Origin of the sequence: Paraburkholderia sp. SG-MS1 (genome assembly GCF_012275575.1) — a bacterium.
Classification (GTDB): Bacteria; Pseudomonadota; Gammaproteobacteria; order Burkholderiales; family Burkholderiaceae; genus Paraburkholderia.
This window is the reverse complement of record NZ_NPIH01000203.1, coordinates 17,667-41,224: the sequence shown is the minus strand read 5'-3', so window position 1 is coordinate 41,224 and position 23,558 is coordinate 17,667. Positions and strand designations below refer to the sequence as shown.

Here is a 23,558-nt window from a genome sequence, read left to right as displayed (position 1 = left end):
TGGTAATGCGAAGCAATGCAAGAAGCAATGCGAAGCGGCGGTTTCGCCAGGTGAATCCACCTCATCGGGATAGCGGAGAGATGCTCACGCGAGGGGTCGCGTGAACACCAGGGCAAGGCAGTTGGTTCAGTTTTGCGCGGGGGCTCGTCTTGCAAAACGCTTACTGTTCGGCTTCTTCTTCCGCGCCTTCGTCGCCGTATGCGCTCAGGCGGTTGTACAGCGTTTTCAGACTCACGCCGAGCGCTTTGGCCGCGCGCCGCTTGTCGCCGCCGCAATACTTGAGCGTACCGAGGATGATCTGCTTTTGCGCATCGGCGAGCGGCGTGCCGATCCACACGTTCATCGCGTCGCCCTGCGTGACGGCTTTTTTAACCCGTGACGCGAGATGCGGATGCGGCAACTCGACCGTCTTCTCTGCCAGAATGAACGCGCGGTACACCGCGTTCTTCAATTCGCGCACGTTGCCCGGCCACGACCAGGTACGCAGCGTTTCGATCGACCGTTTGCTGAAGCTCTTGCTCGTACCTTCCTGCTGATTCAATTGCACGAGAAAGTGTTGCGCGAGCAGTTCGCGGTCGCCGTCGCGCTCGCGCAGTGGGGGCGCGCGCAAAGGGAACACCGCGAGCCGGTACATGAGGTCTTCGCGCAAGCCGTTTTCCTTCACAGCCACCGCGGGGTCGCGATTGGTGGCGGCGATCACGCGTACGTTGCCGCTGATCAGGTCGGTGCCGCCGACCCGGTAGAAGGTGCCCGTTTCGAGCGCGCGCAGCAGTTTGACCTGGCGCACCGGCGCCATTTCGGTAATTTCGTCGAGGAACAGCGTGCCGCCGTTCGCGTGTTCGAAGTAGCCGACGCGGCCCTGGACCGCGCCGGTGAAGCTGCCTTTTTCGTGGCCGAACAGCTCGGCTTCGATGAGTTCGTCGGGAATTGCGCCGCAGTTCACGGCGACGAACGCGGCGTCCTTGCGGCTGCTTTGATCGTGAATCGTGCGGGCGATCAGTTCCTTGCCGGTACCGGATTCACCGATGATCAGCGCGGTCGCGTCGGTGCTGGCGACGCGCTCGATCTGCTCGTACAGATCCAGCATGATCGGTGACGAGCCGTACAGCAGCCCGTACGATTTCAGTCCCGCGACGCCGTCCGCGACGCGCTGCTTCGCCTGTGCCGAAGCATTGCCGCCGGCGGAGACGGTGGGCGAGTCCAGATCGATTGACGCCATAGACGGTCCTGTGCAAATGAGTGTGTTGTTACGGCGCGCAGGCCTTGGACGCGAGACAGACCGGTCCAGCCGATAGCTCGCAGAAGTCGATTTAACCACTTCGACGCGGTTTCCGGCAATCTAACTGACGCTGTGTGATGGACATTCGCGCGCGATCGGTCGAATGTGCGTGATGCGACTAGCAGGGCGCCATGGAAAGCCGGATTTACCGGGCACACCATTTGCGTCGTTCGCCCGACACGCGTGTGCTTTTCCGCGACGAAGCTCGACTGAGGCTGCGACGCCCCTCGATGCCCCCGGAAGCTCACGTGAACGCCGAATCTAGACGAGGAGTGAATGATGACTGACACCACGCAACAACTTGCACTCGGTGGCCAGAAGATTGTCGAGGATCTGCGGGTGCTGCTGAAGGACTCGGAGGAAATGTTGCGGCTCGCCGCGAACGTCCCTGGCGAGGGCGTGGGCGCGCTGCGCGACAGGCTGGGCACGCATGTGGAGACGTTGCAATCCGCGCTGGGCGATGCGCAGCAGAACGCGCAGCGGCGTTACCGGGTGGCCACCGTCAGCACGGAGCGCTACGTGCGGCACAACCCGTGGCGCGCGATCGGTATTGCGGCGGGCGTAGGTTTTCTGCTGGGCGTCCTGACCGCGCGCTGAGTGGCGAGCGCGGTCCGGCCCTTATCCGCTTCACGACCACAAGGAGTTCACGATGGCACGACCAATTGGCATCTTCGGTGCATTGATGGCGCTGGGCGGCTTTCTGGCGGTCCGTTACGTGCAGAGCAAGCGCGCGGCCAACGTTCCGTCCGCGCGGGAATTGAGCCGCTGGGAAGGCGAGGGCGGCGCCGTCGCGACGCCGGCAACCCCGGCAGGCAGCCCGACGACGACAGGCGCGAGCCCGGATACGCATGCAGCGAACGGCTCGGCGCATACGAATGGCGATGGCCGGGCGTGGCCGTTTCCGCGCAGTTGAGGGGGTGGCCGCCGCGTGCCGCCGCCATCTCACGGTGACCAGCGGCGCGCGCCGGCAACTTGTTAATTTGTTTGAATAAAGCCGTATAATAGGCAAATACACAACAATACTCGGAAACTAATCGGGAATTTCCCGGTTATTGTTGCAGTATTGTATGAAGTAGCCGGCGGGTGCGCGTGCGGAAGGTCAGTGCGTTCGTCATGTCCGGGGCGCGCTGCGTACGGTGCGCCGCCGCCGGCCCGCTTTTCAGCATGAGCATTGCCATGCTCCCCTACCCACGCTTCCAGGTTTTCGAAACGCGATGCCACATGTACTGATTGTCGATGACGATGCCGGTACCCGCGAGGCGCTTTCCGCCATCATCGGGGAAGACGGTCTGACCACCGCCACCGCGGGCGATTTGCGCGAAGCGCGCATTCAACTGGTCCGGCAGATGCCGGACGTCGTCTTTACGGACCTGAAGCTGCCCGATGGCAGCGGGGTCGATCTGTTCGAAGATCTGGATCCACGCTCCGGCGTGGAGGTGATCGTCATTACCGGGCACGCCACGGTGGAGTCGGCGGTCAACGCGCTGAAAATGGGTGCCACCGACTACCTGGTGAAGCCGATCAACATGCAGCGCGTGAAGGCGATCCTGTCGCGTTTGCCGCGGGCCGGCGACCTGAAGGCGGAAATCGGCACGTTGCGTGGCGAGTTGCGTCGCATGGGACGCTTCGGGCTGATGCTGGGCAACTCGCCGGCGATGCAGGAGGTCTACGACCAGATCGGCCGCGTCGCCCCGACCGCGGCCTCTGTGATGCTGGTGGGCGAGTCGGGCACGGGTAAGGAAGTCGCCGCGCAGACGCTGCATGAACTGAGCTTGCGCCGCAAGCACGCGTTTCTCGCCGTGAACTGCGGGGCGATCTCGCCGAATCTGATCGAATCGGAAATGTTCGGTCACGAGCGCGGTTCGTTCACCGGCGCGGACCGGCAGCACAAGGGCTATTTCGAGCGCGCGAACGGCGGCACGCTGTTTCTTGACGAGATCACCGAGATGCCGATCGAGCTGCAGGTGAAACTGCTGCGCGTGCTGGAAACCGGCATGTTCATGCGGGTCGGCACGACCAAAGAAATCGAAACCGATGTGCGCCTGATCGCGGCCACCAACCGCGATCCGGAGCAGGCGGTGCTGGAAGGCAAGCTGCGGCTCGACCTGTATCACCGGTTGAACGTGTTTCCGATCAGCCTGCCGCCGCTGCGCGACCGCGGCAAGGACGTCGAACTGCTCGCGCAGGCTTTCCTCGACGAACTCAACGAGCGCCACGGCACGAAGAAGCACTTCCCTGCCGCCGTCAAGGAAATGCTGATGTCGTATCCGTGGCCGGGCAACGTGCGCGAGCTGAAGAACTACGTGCAGCGCGCGCACATCATGTCGGGCACGGATTCGGACAGCACGGCGACGGTGCCGTTGCAGATCACGCTGTCGAAGCCCGCCGCCGGCACGGCCATCACGATTCCGTTTGGCACGTCGCTCGCCGAGGCGGACCGTCAGCTGATTCTGGCCACGCTCGAGCAATGCGGCGGGGTGAAGACGCGCGCCGCGGAGATTCTCGGCATCAGTCTGAAGACGCTGTACAACCGGCTGGTCGAGTACGGCAACGACGCCCGTGAAGAAGGCGATGCCGCCGACGAATCGCGCGCCCTAGGCGGCGCGGACGCCTGACGGGCGCGACCCCGCGCCCGCTCGCACCCGCATCGCCCAGCCCGCCGGGAGGGCGTCGTAACGGCACAGGCCTTGCTGCGATCCGAAGGAACGCAAAACGAGGATAACCGACATGCCCGACCACGCCGCCGCTTCCGCGCTTCCCTCTTCGAAGCACGCTCACCGTCCCGAGCCGATCGAACCGCCGTCGCCACCGCCCAACCCGGCCGAGCCTGACACTATCCCCAGTCCGGCTCCGCAGCCGATTGAACCGGTCGAGCCCGTCGCTCCGCCGATCGGTGATCCGCCGCCGCAGCCCACGCAGACGCCGCAAGCCGTCGGCCCCTTCGCGCAGCGAATGCAACTCTGACTCGTCCGCTACACCGCGTACCCGTCCGACGTATCAATTTTGTGTATTTGTTACAAACCGGGCGCATCTTTTACCGGCAATTTACTTTCGCGCCCTCTAGACTGTATGGATGCCGTTAGATAGCGGCGCGCTTCTCCGGAGGCAACGATCATGAGACATCCCGCATTGCGACGCTCGGCGCGCCATTCGAAGCGCGACGCCCGGCCAGGCGGTAGCCAGACCGAGCCGGCGGCGTCCCCGGACCCGGCCGCGCAGAACCGTGTGGCGCCCGACGCGCCGCCCGACGGCGAGCACAACCAGGGCGGCGCGCGCAAAGAAGGGCTGGATTACCAACGCGATCTGGGCTCGGAACAGGATGCGTGAGCTCGTTCGGACCCCTTTCGAACGATTTTGACGGCTGGAAAGTTGTTCCAGTTTTGTCGGGCAAGGCAGAAAAAACTCCTTCATAGTGCGAATTTGTCGCGGGTTTGGTCTTGCCTGTCACATTTGCATACATCTTTATTTCCCGTATATCAAAAAACGGCACGCGACTTGCATGCACCTTTTCGGCACATGTCCGCATGCAACGAAACAACTGAACTGGGTGGAGAACCAATGAGCAGACTGATCGTGGTATCGAATCGTGTCGCACCGATCCAGGAAGGACGTCCCGCAGCAGGCGGGCTGGCGATCGGCGTGCTGGACGCGCTGAAGGAAACCGGCGGGGTCTGGTTCGGCTGGAGCGGCGAAACGGTGAGCGAATCGGCCGCCCCGGTCATCGAGAAGCAGGGCAACGTGACCTATGCGACCGTGGGCCTCACCAAGCGTGACTATGACCAGTATTACCGCGGTTTTTCCAACGCGACGCTGTGGCCGACCTTCCACTATCGCAACGATCTCTCGCGCTATGACCGCCAGGAATACGCGGGCTATCAGCGCGTCAATGCGACGCTCGCGAAGCAGCTCAAGGAGTTGCTCAAGCCCGACGACATCATCTGGGTTCACGACTATCACATGCTGCCGTTCGCGCGCTGCCTGCGCGAACTCGGTGTGAAGAATCCGATCGGCTTTTTCCTGCATATCCCGTTTCCGGTGCCGGAAGTGCTGCGCACGATTCCGCCGCACGAAGAACTGGTCAAGGCGATGTGCAGCTACGACGTGATCGGTTTTCAGACCGAGGCGGATCGCCAGTCGTTCGTCGACTATATCGAGCGCGGGCAGCACGGCACCTCCAGCGAAGACGGCATGGTGCACGCGTATAACCGCTTCCTCAAAGTCGGCGCGTATCCGATCGGCATTTATCCGGACGCCATTGCGAAAGCCGCGGAGCAGTTCACGGACCGCAAACCGGTACGCAGCCTGCGCGACGGCATGCGCGGGCGCAAGCTGATCATGAGCGTCGACCGCCTCGATTATTCGAAGGGGCTGGTGGAGCGCTTCCAGGCGTTCGAACGATTGCTGCTGAATGCGCCGGGCTGGCACGGACGTGTCTCGCTCGTGCAGATCGCTCCGCCGACGCGCGCGGACGTGCAGACCTATCAGCGCATCCGTCAGACGCTGGAGGGCGAAGCGGGCCGCATCAACGGACGTTTCGCGCAGCTCGACTGGACGCCGATCCAGTACCTGAATCGCAAGTACGAGCGCAATCTGCTGATGGCGCTGTTCCGTCAGTCGCAGGTGGGCTATGTGACTCCGTTGCGCGACGGCATGAATCTCGTGGCGAAAGAGTATGTCGCCTCACAGGACCCGGCCGATCCGGGCGTGCTGGTGCTATCGCAATTCGCCGGCGCCGCCGAGCAGTTGCCCGGCGCGCTGGTCGTCAATCCGTTCGATCTGTCGCAGATGGCCGAAGCGCTGGAGCGCGCACTGTCGATGCCGCTCGCCGAGCGCCAGGCGCGTCACGCCGACATGATGGCGCCGATGCGCGAGAACAATCTGTCGGTATGGCGCGACACCTTCCTCGCGGATCTGCGCAACGTCGCGACCGCCTCTTCGGTGACGGCCAAAGCGGTAAAGCTCGCTGACGTGACGGCGTCTTCATCGTAGCCGGATCGGCGCCTCTTTCGGTCTTGAGGGAGGCCCAGGCTGTCACGTCCACAAGGGATTAAAATCAGGATCGGAGAACGAACGAAATAGAAGAGCGCGGATCATCTGATCCGCGCTCTTTCTGTTTGTGCGTGCGATGTGTGCGATGTGCGCGATGCGTGAGGGAAAAGCTGCGTCAAACGGCTGGCGTGCTGCCCGGCTGCATGACGCGCAGCGTGCTGACCACCGAAGCGACCGCCGCGAAGCCCGCCGCCACGTACAGCGCCACGATCGGCCCGGTTTGCGGCGAAATGCCGAAGATCAGCGCGACTAGTGCCGCACCGAGCGTCTGCCCGGTCAGACGCGCGGTGCCGAGCATGCCGCTCGCGCCGCCGCTGCGCTCACGCGGCGCGGCCGAGAGGATGGTGCGGTTATTTGGCGACTGGAAGATGCCGAAGCCAGCGCCGCACAATGCCATGCGCCAGGAGATCTGCCATGCGTCTGGATGCGGGCCGAGCGTGGCGAGCAGCAGCAGTCCAAGCGCCAGCGCGGCGAGACCGATGCCGCCCAGCCAGCCCGCCGACACCTTCTCCGACAGCACGCCGGAAAGCGGCGCCGCGAGAATGATGATCGCGGGCCACGGCGTCATCAGCAGACCGGTTTCGACTTGCGATAACCCCAAGGTGTCCTGCAGCAGAAACGGCAGTGACACGAAGGCCAGCATCTGCGCGCAGAACGAGCAGACCGAGGTGCCGATCGACAGCGCGAACACCGGAATCTTCAGCAGATCGATCGGCAGCAGCGGCGCCGACTGAGTCAACTGACGGCGCACGAAGAAATAACCAATCACGAGCGCGCCGATTGCTTCGACCGTGACATAGCCGTACCGCTCGCCGTGGCCGAGTCCGTCGACCGCGAAAATCAGCAGGCCGAACACGAACGCGTTCATCACGGCGCTCAGGTAGTCGTACGGCGAGTCGTGGCCAGGGTTCATCGGCAGCGCCTTGAGGCCGCCCACGATCGCCGCGATCCCGATCGGCACATTGATCGCGAACAGCCACGGCCACGACGCGACCGCGAGCACGCCGGAGGCCACCGTCGGCCCGACCGCCGACGACACCGCGACCACCATCGCGTTGATCGCGACGCCGCGGCCGAGCTGCGCGGGCGGATAGATCATGCGCACCAGCGCGGTGTTCACGCTCATGATGCCCGCCGCGCCGAAGCCCTGGATTACGCGGGCGAACGCGAGGGTCGGCAGCGAGGTGGACAGCGCGCAGCCGAACGAGGACACCGTGAACAGAACGAGGCCGCTCAGATAGACGCGCCGGTAGCCGATGCGGTCGCCGAGCGAGGCGAGTGGCAGCAGCGAAATGGTGATCGCCAGCTGATAGGCGTTGACGACCCAGATCGAGCCGGCCGCGCTTGCGTGCAGGTTGCGCGCGATCGTCGGCAGCGCGACGTTGGCGATCGCGCTGTCGAGCACCGCGAGCGTGAGCCCGAGCGCGATGACTAGCATCGCCCAGTAGCGTTGTGGAAGCGGCAGGCCGAGTTCGGCGCCGGTCTCGGGCGCCGCGGCGGGGGCGTCGGCTGCAGCGCTCGGCGAGGAGGTGCCGTTGCGCGAGGATTGTGCGTGCATCGATTGTTCGATTTGTAGTGGGATGGCCCGGCGCTCCGCCGGCGAACCGCGCGCGGCTCGCCGTGCCCGGTAAAACGCACCGGCCGGCGCCGCGAACGCTAGCCGGCTGCGCGTGCCGTGTGCTACTTGAGTTCGTACAGGCCCGTGTGGGTGGTGGAGTCGAGTTCGTTCAGATGGGTCATGAAGCGCGCCACGGCGTTGGTGGTGTCGGCGTTGATCGGCAGATGCGGCACCTTCAGCGCATGCAGACGGAAGATATAGCGATGCGCCCGGTCGCCGCGCGGCGGCGCGGCGCCGCCGAAACCGACCGTGCCGTAGTCGTTGCGCATCTGCAGCGCGCCTTGCGGCAGCAGCGAGCCGTCCGCTTTGCCGGCGTTGCGCGGCAGCGAGCGGGCGTCGCCCGGAATGTTCACCACGACCCAGTGCCAGAAGCCGCTGCCGGTCGGGGTGTCGGGGTCGTGCACGGTGAGCGCGAAGCTTTGTGTGTCCGGCGGCGGCGCGTCCCACTGCAACGCGGGCGAGATGTTCTCGCCGTCCACGCCGAACGCCTTATCGTGATATTCGTGCGACTTCGGCATGAAGCCGTTGGTGGGAAAGTCGTCGGACCAGAGACGGAAATCAGCCATGATGTGTCTCCCTTGTTGATTGGTTCTGGGATAGTCGGAGCGTGCAGGTGCGTGCCGGACGAAGTGCGGCGCACGGTCCGCAACGGCGCATGAAAGGCTCCGAGGTAGCCTGTCGAGTGTATCACCAGCGGCTGCGGGATTAGCCCTGGCCAGGCAGGCGACAGGCCGACGACAGGCGGCTTTCAGCCGCGTTCCTCGAAGCTCGGCGCGTCGCTCTTCAACCAGTCGACGAGCCGTTGCAACACACCCGCGATGTCGCGATCCGCGCCACGCAACGCGCATTCCCACACCACCGCCACGCGCCAGCCGTCGTTGAGCAACGCATGGCGTACCTTGTCGTCATTGCTGCGATTGCGGCCGATCTTCTCGCGCCAGAACTCCGCCCGCGTTTGCGGCCATTTGAACAGACGGCAGTCGTGGCCGTGCCAGAAACAGCCGTGCACCAGCACGACTGCGCGACAGCGCGGCAACACGATATCGGGGCGGCCCGGCAGATCACGCGCATCCAGACGAAAGCGAAAGCCCTGACGATGCAGCAGGCTGCGGATCAGGATTTCCGGTTTGGTATTGCGGCCGCGAATGCCGGACATCATCCGGCTGCGTGTCGCGCTGTCGACGATATCGACCATCGCGTCAGTGCCCGGACGTGGACGCGCCGTGGCCGCGGCGCCAGCGGGCCGTTGCCGTCACGGCGACGCGCGGTTCACGCGTACAGCGAAAGGGCTTGCTTCGCGCCATGCGGGTCGTCCTCGGCGAGCAGGGTTTGCACATGCGGCAGCATGATCCGCGCCACTTCGCGCATCACCGGCATGACGACGCTGTTGCCGAATTGCCGGTACGCCTGAGTGTCGCTGACTGGAATCCTGAAGGTGTCGGGAAAGCCCATCAGGCGCGCGCATTCGCGTGGTGTCAGGCGGCGCGGGCGTAGCGATTCGCCCTGGTACACGAGGATCTCGGAGCCGTCCTTGTGGTAGCGCGCCGACAGCGTGCGCGTCACGCTGTCCGGATACGCCATGCCGAAGCCGAAGCCGTTGCCCGCCGCGCGGTGTTTGGCCGCGTAGTTCTGCAGGTAGGTCCAGAGGTTCGGTGTGAGCGTGTACTTCGGCTGCGCGCGTTGCGCGGTGTGGTCGAAGAAGCGGTCGTGGTCCCACGGCAGCACCGGTTCGCTGCCATCCGTGCGATGCAGGATCGAGCCGAGCCGCGGGCCCTCTTCCGGCAGATGCAGGTCGTCCCACGAAAAGCCGGTCTTGCCGCGAAAGCCGACGATGATGATCCGCTCCCGATGCTGCGGCGTGAAATGTTGGCCGTCGATCACACGGTAGTGCACCTCGTAGCCAAGTTCGTCGCGCAGGGTTTGCAGGATCACGTCGAAGGTGCGGCCCTTGTCGTGCGACAGCAGGTTCTTCACGTTTTCCAGCAGGAACGCGGCGGGGCGCTTCGCCGCGATGATCCGGGCGACGTCGAAAAAGAGCGTGCCTTGCGTCGTGCATTCGAAACCGTGCGGCCGGCCGAGCGCGTTCTTCTTGCTGACGCCGGCGATCGAAAACGGCTGGCAGGGGAAGCCGCCCAGCAGCACGTCGTGACCCGGCACCTCTTCGGCGGGGAAGGCGACGATGTCGCCGATCAGCGCGTGCTCGCCGCTGCCGGGATAATTCTCGCGGTACGTTCGCGTCGAAAAGTCGTTCCACTCGCTCGTGAACACGCAATCGCCGCCGTGCGCCTCGAAGCCCATGCGAATTCCGCCGATACCGGCGAACAGATCGATGAAACGGAATTGCGCGTCGCCGGCCGTGCCGCCGCTGGTTCGCGCGCTTTGCTGCAAGAGATCACGCAGGGCCGGCTCGAGCATCGCCGGGCACGGTGTTTCGCCTTTTTCCCAGCGGCGCACTGTCTTGATGTCCTTGCCGACGTGCGCGGCGATTTCTCGTTGAGTGAAGCGGGCGCGCGCCTGCCGGAGCAGGTTGAGCGGTGCGGCGAGGGTCACAGGCGTCCTTGCTGGGAATTTTTGCGGACATTATGACCTAAGGTCGTCCCATTTTCGCTAATTTCCGGATCCACGGGCTGAATTTTCGCGGAGGCGGGGAGCCTCGGGCTAAAGCGGTCGCCGCGTCGCCCGGGCAGACTGGGTGGCGGATGCGGAGCCCAGCATTGCGGCGTGTGTCGACGCTGCGACCCGGTTCGCGCTTGCTCGCGCGTTTGGATCGCGCGGGGGCAGTTGGCCGGGGCCGCGTGTCATGAGCAGGCGTGCTGGTTGAACGGGAGGTCAGTGATGACCGCTGGCGCTGTCGGGATAGGGCGGCGCGTATAGCGCGGCGGTGGCGGGAGCCAGCGTATCCCATGCCGGTTGAGCTTCGAACTGGTCGAGTTGCAGCAGGAGGCTGTCGACCGTGCACAGTTGCGCGTGGGACAAATGGCCGGTGTCCAGCAATTCGTGCAGACGCTTGCGCCAATAGGTGGGCGGCAGGATCGGACCGGCCAGGTCGCCGTGTAAAGACGTCCGCATCACGCGTGCAATGTGCGCGATGTCTCCATCGATCAGCGTGGACTGGGATGATCCTGAAAGCGTATTGGGTGTGCGATCCATAGCTCCTCCATGGCCCCTTTACGGCACGCCACGGCGAAACTTTAGGCGTTTTTTTAAATATTTTTTCGACCGTGCTGGCGGGCCCATCGGGCCGGCGCCCAGCGTGGGCACACCCGTTGCTCCATCTCGGTACTGGCGTAACGTCGCGCCGGCATTCCAGACAGCGGAGCCAAACATGAACAAGGACCAGGTGAAGGGCGTTGGAGAACAGGTCAAGGGCAAGGTCAACGAAGCCGTCGGCAAGGTCACGAACGATCCGGGCAAGGAACTGAAGGGCGACCTGCAACAAGGGGCGGGCAAGGTGCAGAAAGCCTATGGCGATGCGAAGGAAGACGCCAAGGACGATGCGAAGCGCAACATGCCGTAATGCGGCTTGCGGGTGATTCCGAATGACCGCCGGCATCACGCCGGCGGGGAAGAGGCGCTTCGGCGCCTCTTCCCGTTTGCTTTCGCGTGGCTGCGTTCGCGCACCTCGTGGACGGACTGTCTGTCCATTCCGCTTTCCCAGATGTTCGAACGCACTGCCTGGGAGTAACCCGCAATCGGTGGCGCGGAGCATTCCGTACGCGGGGTCGCGCCTTTAGACTTGGCGCATCCCACACGGAGGCAGCGCCATGACACCCGAAAAAGTACTTTCGATGTTCGAACGGCAGTACCTGGAAGGCAAGGCGCCCGTTGACCTCGAACCCACCTGCGCGAGTTTCGCCACGTGGTTGTCGACGGCGTGGGCGTTGCTCGATGGCGAGCAGAAGACGCTGCTTCTGACGGTTGGCGCAGCGTTGTGGCGTGAAGGGTTCAACCTTCGCGCGGGCACGGCGACGAAGGATTTGTGGTGAAGGGACGGCGGCCTGCGAACTGGCTTGCTGCGCTCGGGCTTATTCGTGAGCCACGGCGGCGATGGCGGGTTGCGCGTCCGCGTCGTGAGTTTGGGAAAGGCGTAGCGCGTTCAGATTCACGCTTTCGGCGACGCGGCGCTCTCGCACGCGTGGCGTCGAGTCAGTTTATATTTGGCGGTCCCGCGATCGCGGCTTGCGCGTGAGCGTCATCGAAGCAGGCCATTTATCGATGCCGCTTGCCGCGCGCCCAATCCGGCCTCCCAATTGCACGACTTTCGTACGAGGTTGACACCGTCCCATGACCGATTTATCCGCTTTCCCGATCACGAAGAAATGGCCCGCCGGGCACCCGGACCGGATTCAGCTCTATTCGCTGCCCACGCCGAACGGTGTGAAAATTTCGATCATGCTCGAAGAGACTGGCTTGCCGTATGAACCGCATCTGGTGCGTTTCGACACGGACGATCAAATGACGCCGGAGTTTTTGTCGCTCAATCCGAACAACAAGATTCCGGCGATCCTCGATCCCAACGGACCCGACGGCAAGCCGCTGCCGCTGTTCGAGTCCGGCGCAATTCTGCTTTATCTCGCGGACAAGAGCGGCCAGCTGATTCCGCAAGACGCCCCCGGCCGTTATGAAGCGATGCAGTGGGTGATGTTCCAGATGGGCGGCATCGGACCGATGTTCGGGCAGGTCGGCTTCTTCCACAAGTTCGCTGGCAAGGAGTACGAGGACAAGCGTCCGCGCGACCGGTACGTCGGCGAATCGAGGCGCTTGCTCGGCGTGCTGAACCAGCGGCTCGAAGGACGCGACTGGATTCTGGGCGACCAGTACTCGATCGCGGATATCGCCACTTTTCCGTGGGTGCGCAACCTGGCCGGTTTTTACGAAGCGGGCGAACTCGTCGGCATTCAGGACTTTCCGAATGTGACGCGTGTGTTGGCGGCGTTCGTTGCGCGGCCGGCCGTGGAGAGGGGATTGAACATTCCGAAGCGGCCGTCGTAGTGAGGTGAGGCCGCAGGCGGCGCTCGAGCGGGCCGCCATCGGCTCGCTTTCGATCGGCCGGGTGGCCTTCTTGCGCGAATGTGGAACGCGCCAGGCTGAACCATCTGAGCCGCTCGTCGACACACGCTGAGATTGGCCAGGCTACGATGACGCCCTTACTCAATATGTCGAGCGCAAGGGAATGGCAAGTTTCAGGAAGTATCGATCGATCCAGGCTTTGCGCGCGCTCGCCGCGCTCGGCGTCGTCGCTTTTCATACCAACGGCATCGTGGTCTCGCACGGCTGGCCGGCGCATGTGTTCCCACATGTGTCGCGCTACGGCGAAATCGGCGTCGACGTCTTTTTCGTGATCTCCGGATTCGTGATGGCGCTCGTGACGCACGGCGTGCCGTGCGGCCTCGCGTCGGCCAGGTCATTCATGTTTGCCCGCATTGCGCGGGTCGTTCCGCTTTATTGGATTCTCACGGCGTTTTTCATTGCGCTTGTCGCCATTGTGCCAGGCGCTTCCGATGCATTCGATCACGCGCATGTCACGGCGTGGCACGCGCTCTCCTCGTTTTTGTTTTTGCCGTCGATGAGCTGGACGGGCATCGCCGCGCCTGTGCTCGGCGTCGGCTGGACCCTGAACTACGAGATGTGGTTTTACGTCGTGTTCGCCGTGGCGATGTGCGCGACGCGTCACCGCCTGCTCGCTGTCGGCGCGTTGCTGATGCTCACGTCGGCTTTGCATCTGCTGCCCGGCGAAGGTGTCGCGTTTGCGTTCTACACGAACCCGCTGGTGCTGGAATTTGTGTTCGGCTGTTGCGTCGGCACGCTGTACGCGTCGGGGCGCACAGTGCCGGTCGCCGCAGCCGCTGTCCTGCTGCTCGCGACCGCTGCCGCTGGCGCCGCCTTCGCGCCGACCCTCACGGACGCGAACCGCTTTCTGGTTTTCGGTTTGCCGGCGCTGGCCGTGGTGGTGGCCGGGCTTGCCTTCGAGAACAAGCTGCGCTGGAACACGTGGCTTGAACGGATCGGCGATTCGTCTTATTCGCTGTACCTGACGCATCTTTTCTCGATGCCGGTCGTCGTGAGGGTTTTGCAGGCGGTGGATGCGCAGCATCGCGTGCCGGGGGATCTGATGTGTGGGATTGTTGTAATGCTGTCGGTCGTGATCGGTCTCGCTTCGTATCGATGGATCGAGCGGCCTGCGAGTCGCGCCGTCGCGAGATGGATGGCCATGCCGGGGGCCCGGCGTGGCGTGGTGGGGGTGAAGCGGTGAGGTGGGAGGGCCCCGCTGAGCGCGAAGCAGGTGAGGCGTCGGCCCTCTGACGGAATACACATCATCGGCCACGATCGCAGGCCAGAGCGAACGGGTCCTCACATGGCAAGAGGTTGGGAACCGCCCCTTGAGTCTCGGGACATGCGCGAGAAAGCGCGCGCATGTCCACTTCTGTGCGTCCTACAGTCAGGTCGTTTCGAATGCTGCGCTCGCACCGGTCCGATATAAATCGCAGCGAATCGATCACCGACACGCGCTTCGCCTGGCCCGAGCTGTCTTGCACGAGGCCTTTGCGTTGCGGATCCCGTACCGTCAGAATGAAAAGCAGCGCCGCGAGAAAGCCGGGCAGGCCGACGATCAGCAACGCCATTCCCCCGCCGATAAAAGAGCCGAGCGAATAGATGCCCACCGCGCGTCCGAGTTTCTCCCTGGGAAAGTAGTCGCTCAGCATCGAATAGGTGCCGGGAGACAACGCCGCTTCGCCGACCTCGACGCTCAACCGCGCCAGAAACATCTGCACGAAGTTCTGGCTGATGCCGCACGCGGCCGTCGCGAGACTCCATAGTGCAATCCCCGTCGCAATGATGCGCGGCCGTGCGAAGCGGTCCGCGAGATACGCGAGCGGCATGCCCATCACCGCATAGAAGAGTGAAAACGCGAAGCCTTGCAGAAGACTGAACTGCGTGTCGCTCAGATGCAGGTCCTTCTTGATCGGCTCGATCATCAGCGCGAGCACCTGGCGGTCGACAAAGGAAAATACATACGCAAGCATGCAAATCAACACCACGTACCATTCATACGTGTAGCGCCTGCTCGCGGGCGTGCTGCTCGTTGATGCAGCCATTCGGTTTCTCCAGTAATCGGGGTTCAGCGCGCGGGACGGCGACGTGCGCTGTCACGCATCGTGCAGGGCCACCATCGGGCGGTCCGAAAATGCGGCGTACGTAAACAAATTTCCGGAACATATGCGCAATGCCTTCAGCAAAATTGCCGCTTTTTTTCCTAACCGGCTAAAGCTTTTCCCAGGAGACCGCGCTTCGGCCCGCGCCCCACAAGGCTCGAACGCACAGAGCGCGGTGCGCGCGACGAGTTATGCGCGCTATCTATAAGTGTTATATCGGCGAATTGATCGACGGTCGAAATTGGTCTTTCTAGACTTGCCTCCGTTTTTCTGATTCATCGAAACACACGATGAATCACGCGGAGCAGTCGCGCGTGTCCACAGGATCCACGGCACAAGAAAGCAATTTCTCGCCGGGATCACAGGAATGACCAACTGGAAGTGGAGCGCGTCGCTGCTTTGCGTTGCGGCGGCACCCGTGCTAGCGCAATCGAGCGTGACCTTGTACGGACGGGTCGATACGTCGATCGAATTGATGAACTTCGGTCCTTCGCATGCGGTGCGGATGGGTAGCGGCGATATCTTCGCCATGCAGTTCGGCCTGAAGGGTGCGGAAGATCTCGGGGGCGGCTATCGCGCGATCTTCAAGCTCGAAAACGGCTTTAATTCGGCCACCGGCGCACTCGGCAACAACGGCGCCCTGTTCGGCCGGGAAGCGTGGGTCGGTTTGACGGGGCCGTTTGGCATAATGCAGGCCGGCGTGAATTACACGGTGCTGCCGGCGTTTATCTACGTGCGGCATCGCGGCGGCCCGGATGTCGCGACGGCGGTCACCACGGCGTATTCGAATCCGCACAATGGCCTGTTCGAACTCGACGCGACGGTGCCGGTCGGACGCGCGCTCGTGTTGCCGAGCTACGGCCATTATCGCAAGGTCGCGCACAGCGAAGGCAATGCCGATTCGTTCGGTGTGCGAGTCGATTACCCGCTGTCCCAACGCGCGGTGCGCACGGCAAGCTGACCGACAGCGGCGACTGGCGCGAGGATATCGATCTGAAGACGCATCGGTACATGCGCGAAGATACGCGGCTCGGCTTGTCGTTACTCGTGTCGGCCGGCCGTGGCGACGCCGGTTGCCGAGGGCCTGCTGAATATCGCGTCCGCGGTCTCGGAGCGCGATCTTTATGGCGAGGGACGCACGTTCGAGCAATTGGGCATCGCGTCCCTGTCGCGCAATGCGCTGACCACGCTCCTGAAGCGAGGCATCGCGTGATGAGCGGCGCCGATCCGATTCGGGAAGTGCAGATTCTCGGGGCCGGGCGCATGGGACAAGGCATGGCGCTGGCTTTCGCCTATGCGGGCCTGGGCATCACGCTGATCGACTTCAAGACGCGCGATGCCGACGCGCGTGCGGCATTTGCCGCCGCGGCATGCGGCGAGATCGCGCGGCAAATGCGCACGTTGGTGAGCCTCGCGCGTATCACCGATGCGCAAGCAGAAGAAGCGCTGGCGCGCATCGTCGTGGTGGATCGCGAGGGCGCGCGGGCGGCGCTTGGCGGTAGCGCGATCGTATTCGAAGCGGTGCCGGAAGTCATCGAAGCGAAACAGGCAGCCTTCGACTGGCTTTGCGAACATGTCGACGCCATGACTTTGATCGCATCGACTACCTCGACGTTTCTGGTGACGGAGTTGCAACGTATCGTTGCGCATCCGGAGCGCGTACTCAATGCACACTAGTTGAATCCTGCACATCTGACGCCGCTGGTGGAGATCAGCCGTAGCGCGCAGACCGCGGAAAGCGCCGTGCACAGTGTGGTCGCACGGCTCAAGCGGGTTGGCAAGGTGCCGGTGGTGTGTGGGCCGTCACGAGGGTACATCCTGCCGCGTATTCAGGCGCTGGCGATGAACGAGGCCGCGCGGATGGTCGAAGAAGGTGTGGCGAGCGCGGAAGATATCGACACTGCGATTCGCACCGGCTTCGGCCTGCGATTCTCGGTTCTGGGCCTGCTCGAATTCATCGACTGGGGTGGTTGCGACATTCTGTATTACGCATCGCATTATCTGGCCCGGCAAATCGACCCGCGCTTTTTGCCAGCGCAGCGGGTGGTCGATAACATGCGCGACGGCCGCGATGGATTGCGCGACTCACGTGGATTTTACGAGTACGGAAATGTCGACGTGCAGGCGTATTTGCACCAGCGGATCGCCGAGTTCATGCGCGGGCTGGACAGTACGGGATTGGCACCCGTCTTCAACGCTGCGCTTGCGCGTACGCCGGATCCGGCGCCTGCGTCCTGAATGCCTGCCTCCGGGGGGCGTCAATGACTTGGGCGGCAGGAACTCGTGCAGCAGCGCGCAATGAGACTTCCTCGGTTCTGCTCCGTCCGCAGGCCCGGACGTACGCAGCGGCGTCTTCGGCCTGCCGGGCTTTGAGCCGGCTCTGCTGGAACTGGAGCGGCGGGTGTGGGCGGGTAATAACGGCAGCAAAAAACCCCGCAGCGCAACGCATACGGGGCTTTTCGAGGCAAACTTGGAAACGCTGGAAAGCGAGTTGGTCCCCCTGACAGGAATCGAACCTGTATCTAGCGCTTAGGAGGCACTTGTTCTATCCGTTGAACTACAGGGAGAGGACCGAACCGGAATGATCGCTGCAATCGCGCCGTCGAACAAGCCGGCGCGACCGGGCGAGTCCAAATTCGCCAGCGAGCGCAGAGTATATCAAACCCGTTCAGGCGCGAGGAGAGCCGCGCGGCCTGGCCAGAAAAGGAAACGGCCCAGCGGCATTTGCCTGCTGGGCCGTACGGGTCGTCCCGGATGTTTCACCGCAAGGGCGCGTTCATTTCGCCCCGCCGAATAAATTGAGCCGGCTCAGAACTCCACCACCGCGAATTCCGCCTTGCTCACATCGCACAGCGGGCAGCGCCAGTCTTCCGGGATTGCGGCGAAGCGCGTGCCCGGCGCGATGCCTTCTTCGGGCAGACCCTCTTCCTCGTTGTAGATCCACCCGCAAATCAGGCAGACCCAACTCTTGTATTCAATCACTTCAATGACTTCGCTCACGACGTACTCTTCTCTAGTTCAATGCAAAGGCCCGCGGAGTCTGCCCCTTTTTTGGGCAGCGCGGCGACCCGCAATATTACCGGAATTTGTCAATCCGACCGCGAACCACCGATGCGGCGCCGCCGCAACGCGCCCAGGACATCTCCGGCCCCACTGAACGGACCACACGAGCCACAGCGTGTATGCTCTGATCCGCAGCTATTCGATTGGACATGCGCGCGAGGCGTCTCGCACGGAATGCGACGATCGGTCCCATGCGATGGGGCATCGCCGTCGTCGGCAGCGTCCATGCAGGACTTTCGTTTCCCTGGTAAGGAGAACAACGATGTTGAAAAACAAATGGTTGGCCGGTGCCGCACTGGCCGGATTGCTCGCGGTATCGGGCGCAGCGCAGGCCGCCGGCGTGTCCTTCGTGCAGCCGAAGGACGGGGCGACCGTCAGTAATCCCGTGCATGTCGTATTCGGCGTGGAAGGCATGAAGATCGCGCCGGCCGGCACGGTGGCGGATGGCACGGGCCACCACCATCTGCTGATCGACGGCAAGCCGCTGCCCAAGGGCGAAGTCATTCCGGCCAACGACAAGTCGCTTCACTTCGGCAAGGGCCAGACCGAAACCGATCTGACGCTGCCGCCGGGCGACCATACGCTGACGCTGCAATTCGGCGACGGCGCGCATCGCTCGTATGGGCCGGAAATGAGCAAAACCATCACAGTGCACGTGAAGTAAGCCGCGCCGTCCCGGCCGGCTGGACGCATGCAGCGGTAACCGGCTGGCCGGCCGCGCCAGCCGGCCGGCACGCGGCTCGCACCCCGCCGCGCCACGGCTCGCTGCGATTGAGCCGCTGAATCGCCAGGAGCTTGCCCCGGCTCGCTTGTTTCCCGCGGGCCGCCCAATCGGCCTATCTCTTCCGGCATACAGGCACCCGGCCGCGCGCCCGGTACAATGAGCAGTTCCGACTCATCGCTGTCTTCTCCAATTCTCCATGTCGCTTTATTCCATTACCGGCGCCCAATTGGCGTTCGGTCACGTCGCGTTGCTCGATCACGCGGATTTCTCTCTCGAAGCGGGTGAACGCGTTGGGCTGATCGGACGCAATGGCGCGGGCAAGTCGTCGTTGCTGAAGATCGTCGCCGACCTCGCGAAGCCCGACGACGGCCTCGTTTCGCGTCAACAGAATCTGACCACGGTCTACGTGCCGCAGGAGCCCGAGTTCGACACCGACGACACCGTATTCGACGCGGTCGCCGCCGGTCTCACGCACGCCCGCGCGCTGCTCGACGAATACGACGTGGTTGCGAACCAACTCGCCGACGAGCCGGAAGGCGCCGGGCACGACGCGCTAATGGCGCGCATGAACACGCTGCAGTCGTCGCTGGACGCGGCGGACGCCTGGAATTGGAGCACCCGCGTGGCCACCACGCTGCAGCAGATCGGCCTGAACGGCGAGGCGCGAGTCGGCTCGCTGTCGGGCGGCATGCAAAAGCGTGTCGCGCTCGCGCGCGCGCTGGTCGTGCAGCCCGACGTGCTGCTGCTCGACGAGCCGACCAACCACCTCGACTTCGACGGCATCCGCTGGCTCGAAGAACTGCTGGTCTCGCTGCGCGCGGGTCTGCTCTTCATCACCCACGACCGCGCCTTTCTCGACCGGGTCGCCACGCGCATCGTCGAACTGGATCGCGGGCGTCTGCTGTCGTATCCCGGTAATTTCTCGGCATACCAGACGCGCAAGGCGCAGCAACTCGAAATCGAGCGTGTCGAAAACGACAAGGCCGACAAGCTCCTCGCGCAGGAAGAAGTGTGGATCCGCAAAGGCGTCGAAGCGCGCCGCACGCGCAGCGTCGGCCGGATCGCGCGCCTCGTGGAGATGCGCGAGCAGCGCGCCGAGCGCCGCAACGTGCAGGGCAACGTCAAGCTCGACGTCGGCCAGGGCGAGAAGTCCGGCAAGATCGTCGCCGAGCTGACCGACGTGACCAAGCGCTATGGCTCGCGCACGGTGGTCGACAATTTCACGGCCACGGTGATGCGCGGCGACAAGATCGGCTTCGTCGGTCCGAACGGCGCGGGCAAGACCACGCTGCTGAAGATGATCCTCGGCGAGCTGCAGCCGGACGAAGGCACGGTGCGCGTCGGCACCAACCTGCAGGTCGCGTATTTCGACCAGATGCGCGCGCAGCTCGATCTGGACAAGAGCCTCGCCGACACCATCAGCCCGGGCAGTGAGTGGGTCGAAGTCAACGGCCAGAAGAAGCACGTGATGAGCTATCTCGGCGACTTCCTGTTCGCGCCGGAGCGGGCGCGTTCGCCGGTCAAGTCGCTCTCGGGCGGCGAGCGCAACCGGCTGTTGCTCGCGCGTCTGTTCGCGCGGCCGGCCAACGTGCTGGTGCTCGACGAACCGACCAACGACCTCGACATCCCCACGCTCGAACTGCTCGAAGAACTGCTTACTGAATACGACGGCACGGTGCTGCTGGTCAGCCACGACCGCGCGTTTCTCGATAACGTGGCGACCTCGGTGATCGCCTCGGAAGGCGCGGGCAAGTGGCGCGAGTATGTCGGCGGCTTCACGGACTGGCAGATCCAGCGCGACCGCTCGCAGCAGATGGCGTTGGATGCGCAGAAAGAGGCCGGCAAGGACGCGGCCAAAGACGCGGCGCCGGGCAAAGACAATGCCGCGGGGCGCCATGCGCAGCGCGCGGCGAAGCTGTCGTTCAAGGAGCAGCGCGAGCTGGACGCGTTGCCGGAGAAGATCGCCGCGCTCGAAGCCGAGCAGAAGACCATCGGCGCGCAACTCGAAGATGGCTCGATCTTCGCGACGGACGCGCAGGAAGGCACGCGTCTGACCGAGCGCTACGCGGCGATCGACGAAGAACTCCTGATTGCGCTCGAACGCTGGGACGAGTTGGAAAAGCGGCGCAAGTGAAGCAAAGGCCGCGCGGGCTCGGGGGCTGCGCGGCGCAACGCGGCGGAGGGCGGCGGCATAACGCTATGCGCTCCAGCGGGCGGCGCAACGAGGCAGCGGGCGCAACAGAAAGAAAGCGCGGCATATGGGCCGCAAAAAATGCAGCTTGCGCGAGGCTCCGATAACCGTCACGCTTTGGCCACGGAACCGCCGAGCCGTGTGCTTCGGGTTGGTCCGTCGCGCGTGCCGCGCCTTATCCTGACGGCCAATCCCGCGCATCGTGAATTGCCGGCGTTATCGAAATCAGTAAAATACCCCGCGAACAGGCTTCCCCCGTGCTCGCACCGCCGTGGTCATGCGCGATGAACGGCGTCGAGCGCGCCAACGGGAAGCCGCGCGACAAAACAGCTTGCCCGCACCGCGGGCACCCCACCTAACCCCGTTGTTTCGTTTTGCTTTTTTTGAAAACTCAACGCATTGTCCGCGGACCTGTCCACAGGACCTGTGGACAACGATGAACCGACGCACCCGAGTCAACCATGTCTACGAAAAAGCCAAACGCCGCGTATAGCGAAGCGTCGATCAAGGTGTTGAAGGGCCTGGAGCCGGTCAAGCAACGGCCCGGGATGTATACCCGCACCGAAAATCCGCTGCACATCATTCAGGAAGTCATCGACAACGCGTCGGACGAGGCCCTCGGCGGCCACGGCCGGCAAATCACGGTCACGCTGCACGCGGACCATTCGGTGTCGGTCGAAGACGACGGCCGCGGCATTCCGTTCGGGCTGCATCCGGAAGAAGGCGTGCCGGTCGTTGAAATCGTTTTCACGCGCCTGCACGCGGGCGGCAAGTTCGACAAGGCCGCCGGCGGCGCGTACACGTTCTCGGGCGGCCTGCACGGCGTCGGCGTGTCGGTCACCAACGCGCTGTCCACGCGTCTGGACGTTACCGTATGGCGTGACGGCAAAGTCGCCGAACTGAGCTTTGCCCACGGCGACGTCGCAAAGCAGCTCGAAGTGCGGCCCGCCACGAAGGGCGACAAGAAATCCGGCACGCGCGTCACCGCATGGGCCGATCCGAAATACTTCGACTCGCCGAACCTGCCGCTCGGCGAACTGCAACGCCTGCTGCGCTCGAAGGCGGTGCTGCTGCCGGGCGTCGAAGTCACGCTGATCAACGAGAAGACCGGCGAGCAGCAAAGCTGGAAATACGAAGACGGTCTGCGTGGCTATCTGCTCGAAGGCATGAACGGCAGCGACCTGCTGATCCCGCTGTTCGAAGGCGAGCGCTACGTCGAAAACTCGCGCGCGAGCGAAGAAACGTTCGCCGAGGGCGAGGGCGCCGCATGGGTCGTCGCGTGGAGCGAGGAAGGCACGCTGATGCGCGAGTCGTACGTCAACCTGATTCCGACGCCCGCGGGCGGCACGCATGAATCCGGTTTGCGCGACGGTCTCTACCAGGCGGTCAAGAGCTTCGTCGAATTGCACAACCTGCAGCCGAAGGGCGTGAAGCTGCTCGCGGAAGACGTGTTCGCGCGGGTGTCGTTCGTGTTGTCGGCGAAGGTGCTCGATCCGCAGTTTCAAGGGCAGATCAAGGAACGCCTGAATAGCCGCGATGCGGTCAAGCTCGTGTCGTCGTTCGCCCGGCCGGCGCTCGAGTTGTGGCTCAATCAGCACGTCGAGCACGGCAAGAAACTCGCGGACCTCGTCATCAAGCAGGCGCAGGCGCGTACGCGCGCGGGCCAGAAGGTCGAGAAGCGCAAGAGCTCGGGCGTAGCCGTGTTGCCGGGCAAGCTGACCGATTGCGAGTCGACGGAAATCGGCCGCAATGAACTGTTCCTCGTCGAGGGCGACTCGGCGGGCGGCTCGGCGAAGATGGGCCGCGACAAGGAATATCAGGCGATCCTGCCGCTGCGCGGCAAGGTGCTGAACACGTGGGAAACCGAGCGTGACCGCCTGTTCGCGAACAACGAGGTGCACGACATCTCGGTGGCGATCGGCGTCGATCCGCATAGCCCGGATGACAAGGTCGATCTGTCGAATCTGCGCTACGGCAAGATCTGCATTCTGTCGGATGCTGACGTCGACGGCTCCCACATCCAGGTGCTGCTGCTCACGTTGTTCTTCAAGCATTTCCCCCAATTGATCGAGCGCGGCCATGTGTGCGTCGCGCGGCCGCCGCTGTTCCGCGTGGACGCTCCCGCGCGCGGCAAAAAGCCGGCTCAGAAGCTCTACGCGCTCGACGAAGGCGAACTCGAAGCGATCCTCGACAAGCTGACCAAGGACGGCGTGCGCGAATCGCAATGGTCGATCAGCCGCTTCAAGGGCCTCGGCGAAATGAGCGCGGAACAACTGTGGGACACGACGATGAACCCCGACACGCGGCGCCTCCAGCCGGTCGCGTTGGGCGATCTCGACTACGACGCCACGGTCGCGCGCATGACGATGCTGATGGGCAAGGGCGAAGCGGCATCGCGGCGCAGCTGGCTCGAAGAAAAGGGCAACGAAGTGGAAGCGGACATCTGAGCGCAGGTTCCTTGATCTGCCCAGCGCTCTGGG

20 protein-coding genes, 1 tRNA gene and 4 pseudogenes are annotated in these 23,558 nt (G+C 63.8%); 16 read left to right on the top strand and 9 right to left on the bottom strand.

Annotated elements, in window-relative coordinates; genetic code table 11:
• Positions 1 to 160 precede the first annotated feature (160 nt).
• Positions 161 to 1,219, bottom strand: a complete 1,059-nt coding sequence (locus CIC12_RS15985) for a sigma-54 interaction domain-containing protein (RefSeq protein WP_168665057.1) — start codon at positions 1,217 to 1,219, stop codon at positions 161 to 163.
• 339 nt (positions 1,220 to 1,558) lie between these two features.
• Here CIC12_RS15985 and CIC12_RS15980 point away from each other — a divergent pair, with 339 nt between their 5' ends.
• The 6 genes from CIC12_RS15980 to otsA all read left to right on the top strand — a co-directional run bounded on the left by CIC12_RS15980 (position 1,559) and on the right by otsA (position 6,268).
• Positions 1,559 to 1,876 carry a DUF883 family protein gene (locus CIC12_RS15980; protein ID WP_168665055.1) on the top strand — a complete coding sequence of 106 codons (318 nt, stop codon included), beginning with the start codon at positions 1,559 to 1,561 and terminating at the stop codon, positions 1,874 to 1,876.
• Positions 1,877 to 1,928: 52 nt separating this feature from the next.
• Entirely contained in the window at positions 1,929 to 2,192 is a 264-nt protein-coding gene (locus tag CIC12_RS15975) for a hypothetical protein (RefSeq protein ID WP_168665054.1), read from the top strand.
• Between the two features lie 301 nt (positions 2,193 to 2,493).
• Positions 2,494 to 3,894, top strand: a complete 1,401-nt coding sequence (locus CIC12_RS15970; protein ID WP_168665052.1) for a sigma-54-dependent transcriptional regulator — start codon at positions 2,494 to 2,496, stop codon at positions 3,892 to 3,894.
• 112 nt (positions 3,895 to 4,006) lie between these two features.
• Positions 4,007 to 4,243: a hypothetical protein gene (locus CIC12_RS33165; RefSeq protein WP_168665050.1), complete on the top strand. Its 237-nt coding sequence runs from the start codon at positions 4,007 to 4,009 to the stop codon at positions 4,241 to 4,243.
• 150 nt (positions 4,244 to 4,393) lie between these two features.
• On the top strand, positions 4,394 to 4,606 hold the full coding sequence (locus CIC12_RS15960) for a hypothetical protein (RefSeq protein ID WP_168665048.1): 213 nt from the start codon (positions 4,394 to 4,396) through the stop codon (positions 4,604 to 4,606).
• Positions 4,607 to 4,837: 231 nt separating this feature from the next.
• Positions 4,838 to 6,268: an alpha,alpha-trehalose-phosphate synthase (UDP-forming) gene (gene otsA / locus CIC12_RS15955; RefSeq protein WP_168665046.1), complete on the top strand. Its 1,431-nt coding sequence runs from the start codon at positions 4,838 to 4,840 to the stop codon at positions 6,266 to 6,268.
• Between the two features lie 175 nt (positions 6,269 to 6,443).
• Here otsA and CIC12_RS15950 read toward each other — a convergent pair whose 3' ends face one another.
• The 5 genes from CIC12_RS15950 to CIC12_RS15930 form a co-directional block, all read right to left on the bottom strand.
• Complete coding sequence (locus CIC12_RS15950; RefSeq protein ID WP_168665044.1) at positions 6,444 to 7,886, bottom strand: MFS transporter; 1,443 nt, start codon at positions 7,884 to 7,886, stop codon at positions 6,444 to 6,446.
• Between the two features lie 122 nt (positions 7,887 to 8,008).
• Positions 8,009 to 8,512, bottom strand: a complete 504-nt coding sequence (locus CIC12_RS15945) for a YbhB/YbcL family Raf kinase inhibitor-like protein (protein WP_168665043.1) — start codon at positions 8,510 to 8,512, stop codon at positions 8,009 to 8,011.
• A gap of 182 nt (positions 8,513 to 8,694) precedes the next feature.
• Positions 8,695 to 9,141 carry a very short patch repair endonuclease gene (locus tag CIC12_RS15940; protein ID WP_168665042.1) on the bottom strand — a complete coding sequence of 149 codons (447 nt, stop codon included), beginning with the start codon at positions 9,139 to 9,141 and terminating at the stop codon, positions 8,695 to 8,697.
• 74 nt (positions 9,142 to 9,215) lie between these two features.
• Complete coding sequence (dcm, locus tag CIC12_RS15935; protein ID WP_168665041.1) at positions 9,216 to 10,496, bottom strand: DNA (cytosine-5-)-methyltransferase; 1,281 nt, start codon at positions 10,494 to 10,496, stop codon at positions 9,216 to 9,218.
• A 279-nt stretch (positions 10,497 to 10,775) separates the two neighbouring features.
• Positions 10,776 to 11,096, bottom strand: a complete 321-nt coding sequence (locus CIC12_RS15930) for a hypothetical protein (protein WP_168665039.1) — start codon at positions 11,094 to 11,096, stop codon at positions 10,776 to 10,778.
• A gap of 175 nt (positions 11,097 to 11,271) precedes the next feature.
• Between CIC12_RS15930 and CIC12_RS15925 the strand changes: the two genes are divergently transcribed.
• From CIC12_RS15925 to CIC12_RS15910, 4 genes are all read left to right on the top strand, one after another.
• Entirely contained in the window at positions 11,272 to 11,463 is a 192-nt protein-coding gene (locus CIC12_RS15925) for a CsbD family protein (RefSeq protein ID WP_168665038.1), read from the top strand.
• A 247-nt stretch (positions 11,464 to 11,710) separates the two neighbouring features.
• A complete protein-coding gene (locus tag CIC12_RS15920; protein WP_168665037.1) occupies positions 11,711 to 11,932 on the top strand; it encodes a hypothetical protein in 222 nt (73 codons plus the stop codon).
• A gap of 298 nt (positions 11,933 to 12,230) precedes the next feature.
• On the top strand, positions 12,231 to 12,938 hold the full coding sequence (locus tag CIC12_RS15915; RefSeq protein WP_168665036.1) for a glutathione binding-like protein: 708 nt from the start codon (positions 12,231 to 12,233) through the stop codon (positions 12,936 to 12,938).
• Positions 12,939 to 13,119: 181 nt separating this feature from the next.
• Complete coding sequence (locus CIC12_RS15910) at positions 13,120 to 14,199, top strand: acyltransferase family protein (RefSeq protein WP_168665035.1); 1,080 nt, start codon at positions 13,120 to 13,122, stop codon at positions 14,197 to 14,199.
• Positions 14,200 to 14,422: 223 nt separating this feature from the next.
• Here the strand turns inward: CIC12_RS15910 and CIC12_RS15905 are convergent.
• Positions 14,423 to 15,043: pseudogene (locus CIC12_RS15905) on the bottom strand (MFS transporter); the annotation flags it as partial.
• 424 nt (positions 15,044 to 15,467) lie between these two features.
• On the opposite strand from CIC12_RS15905, the pseudogene CIC12_RS15900 reads away from it, so the two are divergent.
• The 3 pseudogenes from CIC12_RS15900 to CIC12_RS15890 all read left to right on the top strand — a co-directional run.
• Positions 15,468 to 16,046 (top strand): annotated as a pseudogene (locus tag CIC12_RS15900) (porin); the annotation flags it as partial.
• Positions 16,040 to 16,313 (top strand): annotated as a pseudogene (locus CIC12_RS15895) (glycerol-3-phosphate dehydrogenase); the annotation flags it as partial. The pseudogenes CIC12_RS15900 and CIC12_RS15895, both read left to right, overlap by 7 nt.
• Positions 16,313 to 17,338: pseudogene (locus tag CIC12_RS15890) on the top strand (3-hydroxybutyryl-CoA dehydrogenase). The pseudogenes CIC12_RS15895 and CIC12_RS15890, both read left to right, overlap by 1 nt.
• Positions 17,339 to 17,592: 254 nt before the next feature.
• Here CIC12_RS15890 and CIC12_RS15885 read toward each other — a convergent pair.
• Together CIC12_RS15885 and CIC12_RS15880 are read right to left on the bottom strand one after the other, a co-directional pair.
• Positions 17,593 to 17,667 (bottom strand) — tRNA-Arg (locus tag CIC12_RS15885).
• A gap of 241 nt (positions 17,668 to 17,908) precedes the next feature.
• Positions 17,909 to 18,100: a rubredoxin gene (locus CIC12_RS15880; protein ID WP_042327611.1), complete on the bottom strand. Its 192-nt coding sequence runs from the start codon at positions 18,098 to 18,100 to the stop codon at positions 17,909 to 17,911.
• A 325-nt stretch (positions 18,101 to 18,425) separates the two neighbouring features.
• Here CIC12_RS15880 and CIC12_RS15875 point away from each other — a divergent pair, with 325 nt between their 5' ends.
• From CIC12_RS15875 to CIC12_RS15865, 3 genes are all read left to right on the top strand, one after another.
• Positions 18,426 to 18,827: a DUF4399 domain-containing protein gene (locus CIC12_RS15875; protein WP_168665033.1), complete on the top strand. Its 402-nt coding sequence runs from the start codon at positions 18,426 to 18,428 to the stop codon at positions 18,825 to 18,827.
• A gap of 256 nt (positions 18,828 to 19,083) precedes the next feature.
• Positions 19,084 to 21,021: an ATP-binding cassette domain-containing protein gene (locus CIC12_RS15870; RefSeq protein ID WP_168665032.1), complete on the top strand. Its 1,938-nt coding sequence runs from the start codon at positions 19,084 to 19,086 to the stop codon at positions 21,019 to 21,021.
• A 518-nt stretch (positions 21,022 to 21,539) separates the two neighbouring features.
• Positions 21,540 to 23,525, top strand: a complete 1,986-nt coding sequence (locus tag CIC12_RS15865; RefSeq protein WP_121316887.1) for a DNA topoisomerase IV subunit B — start codon at positions 21,540 to 21,542, stop codon at positions 23,523 to 23,525.
• The last annotated feature ends 33 nt before the right edge of the window (positions 23,526 to 23,558 follow it).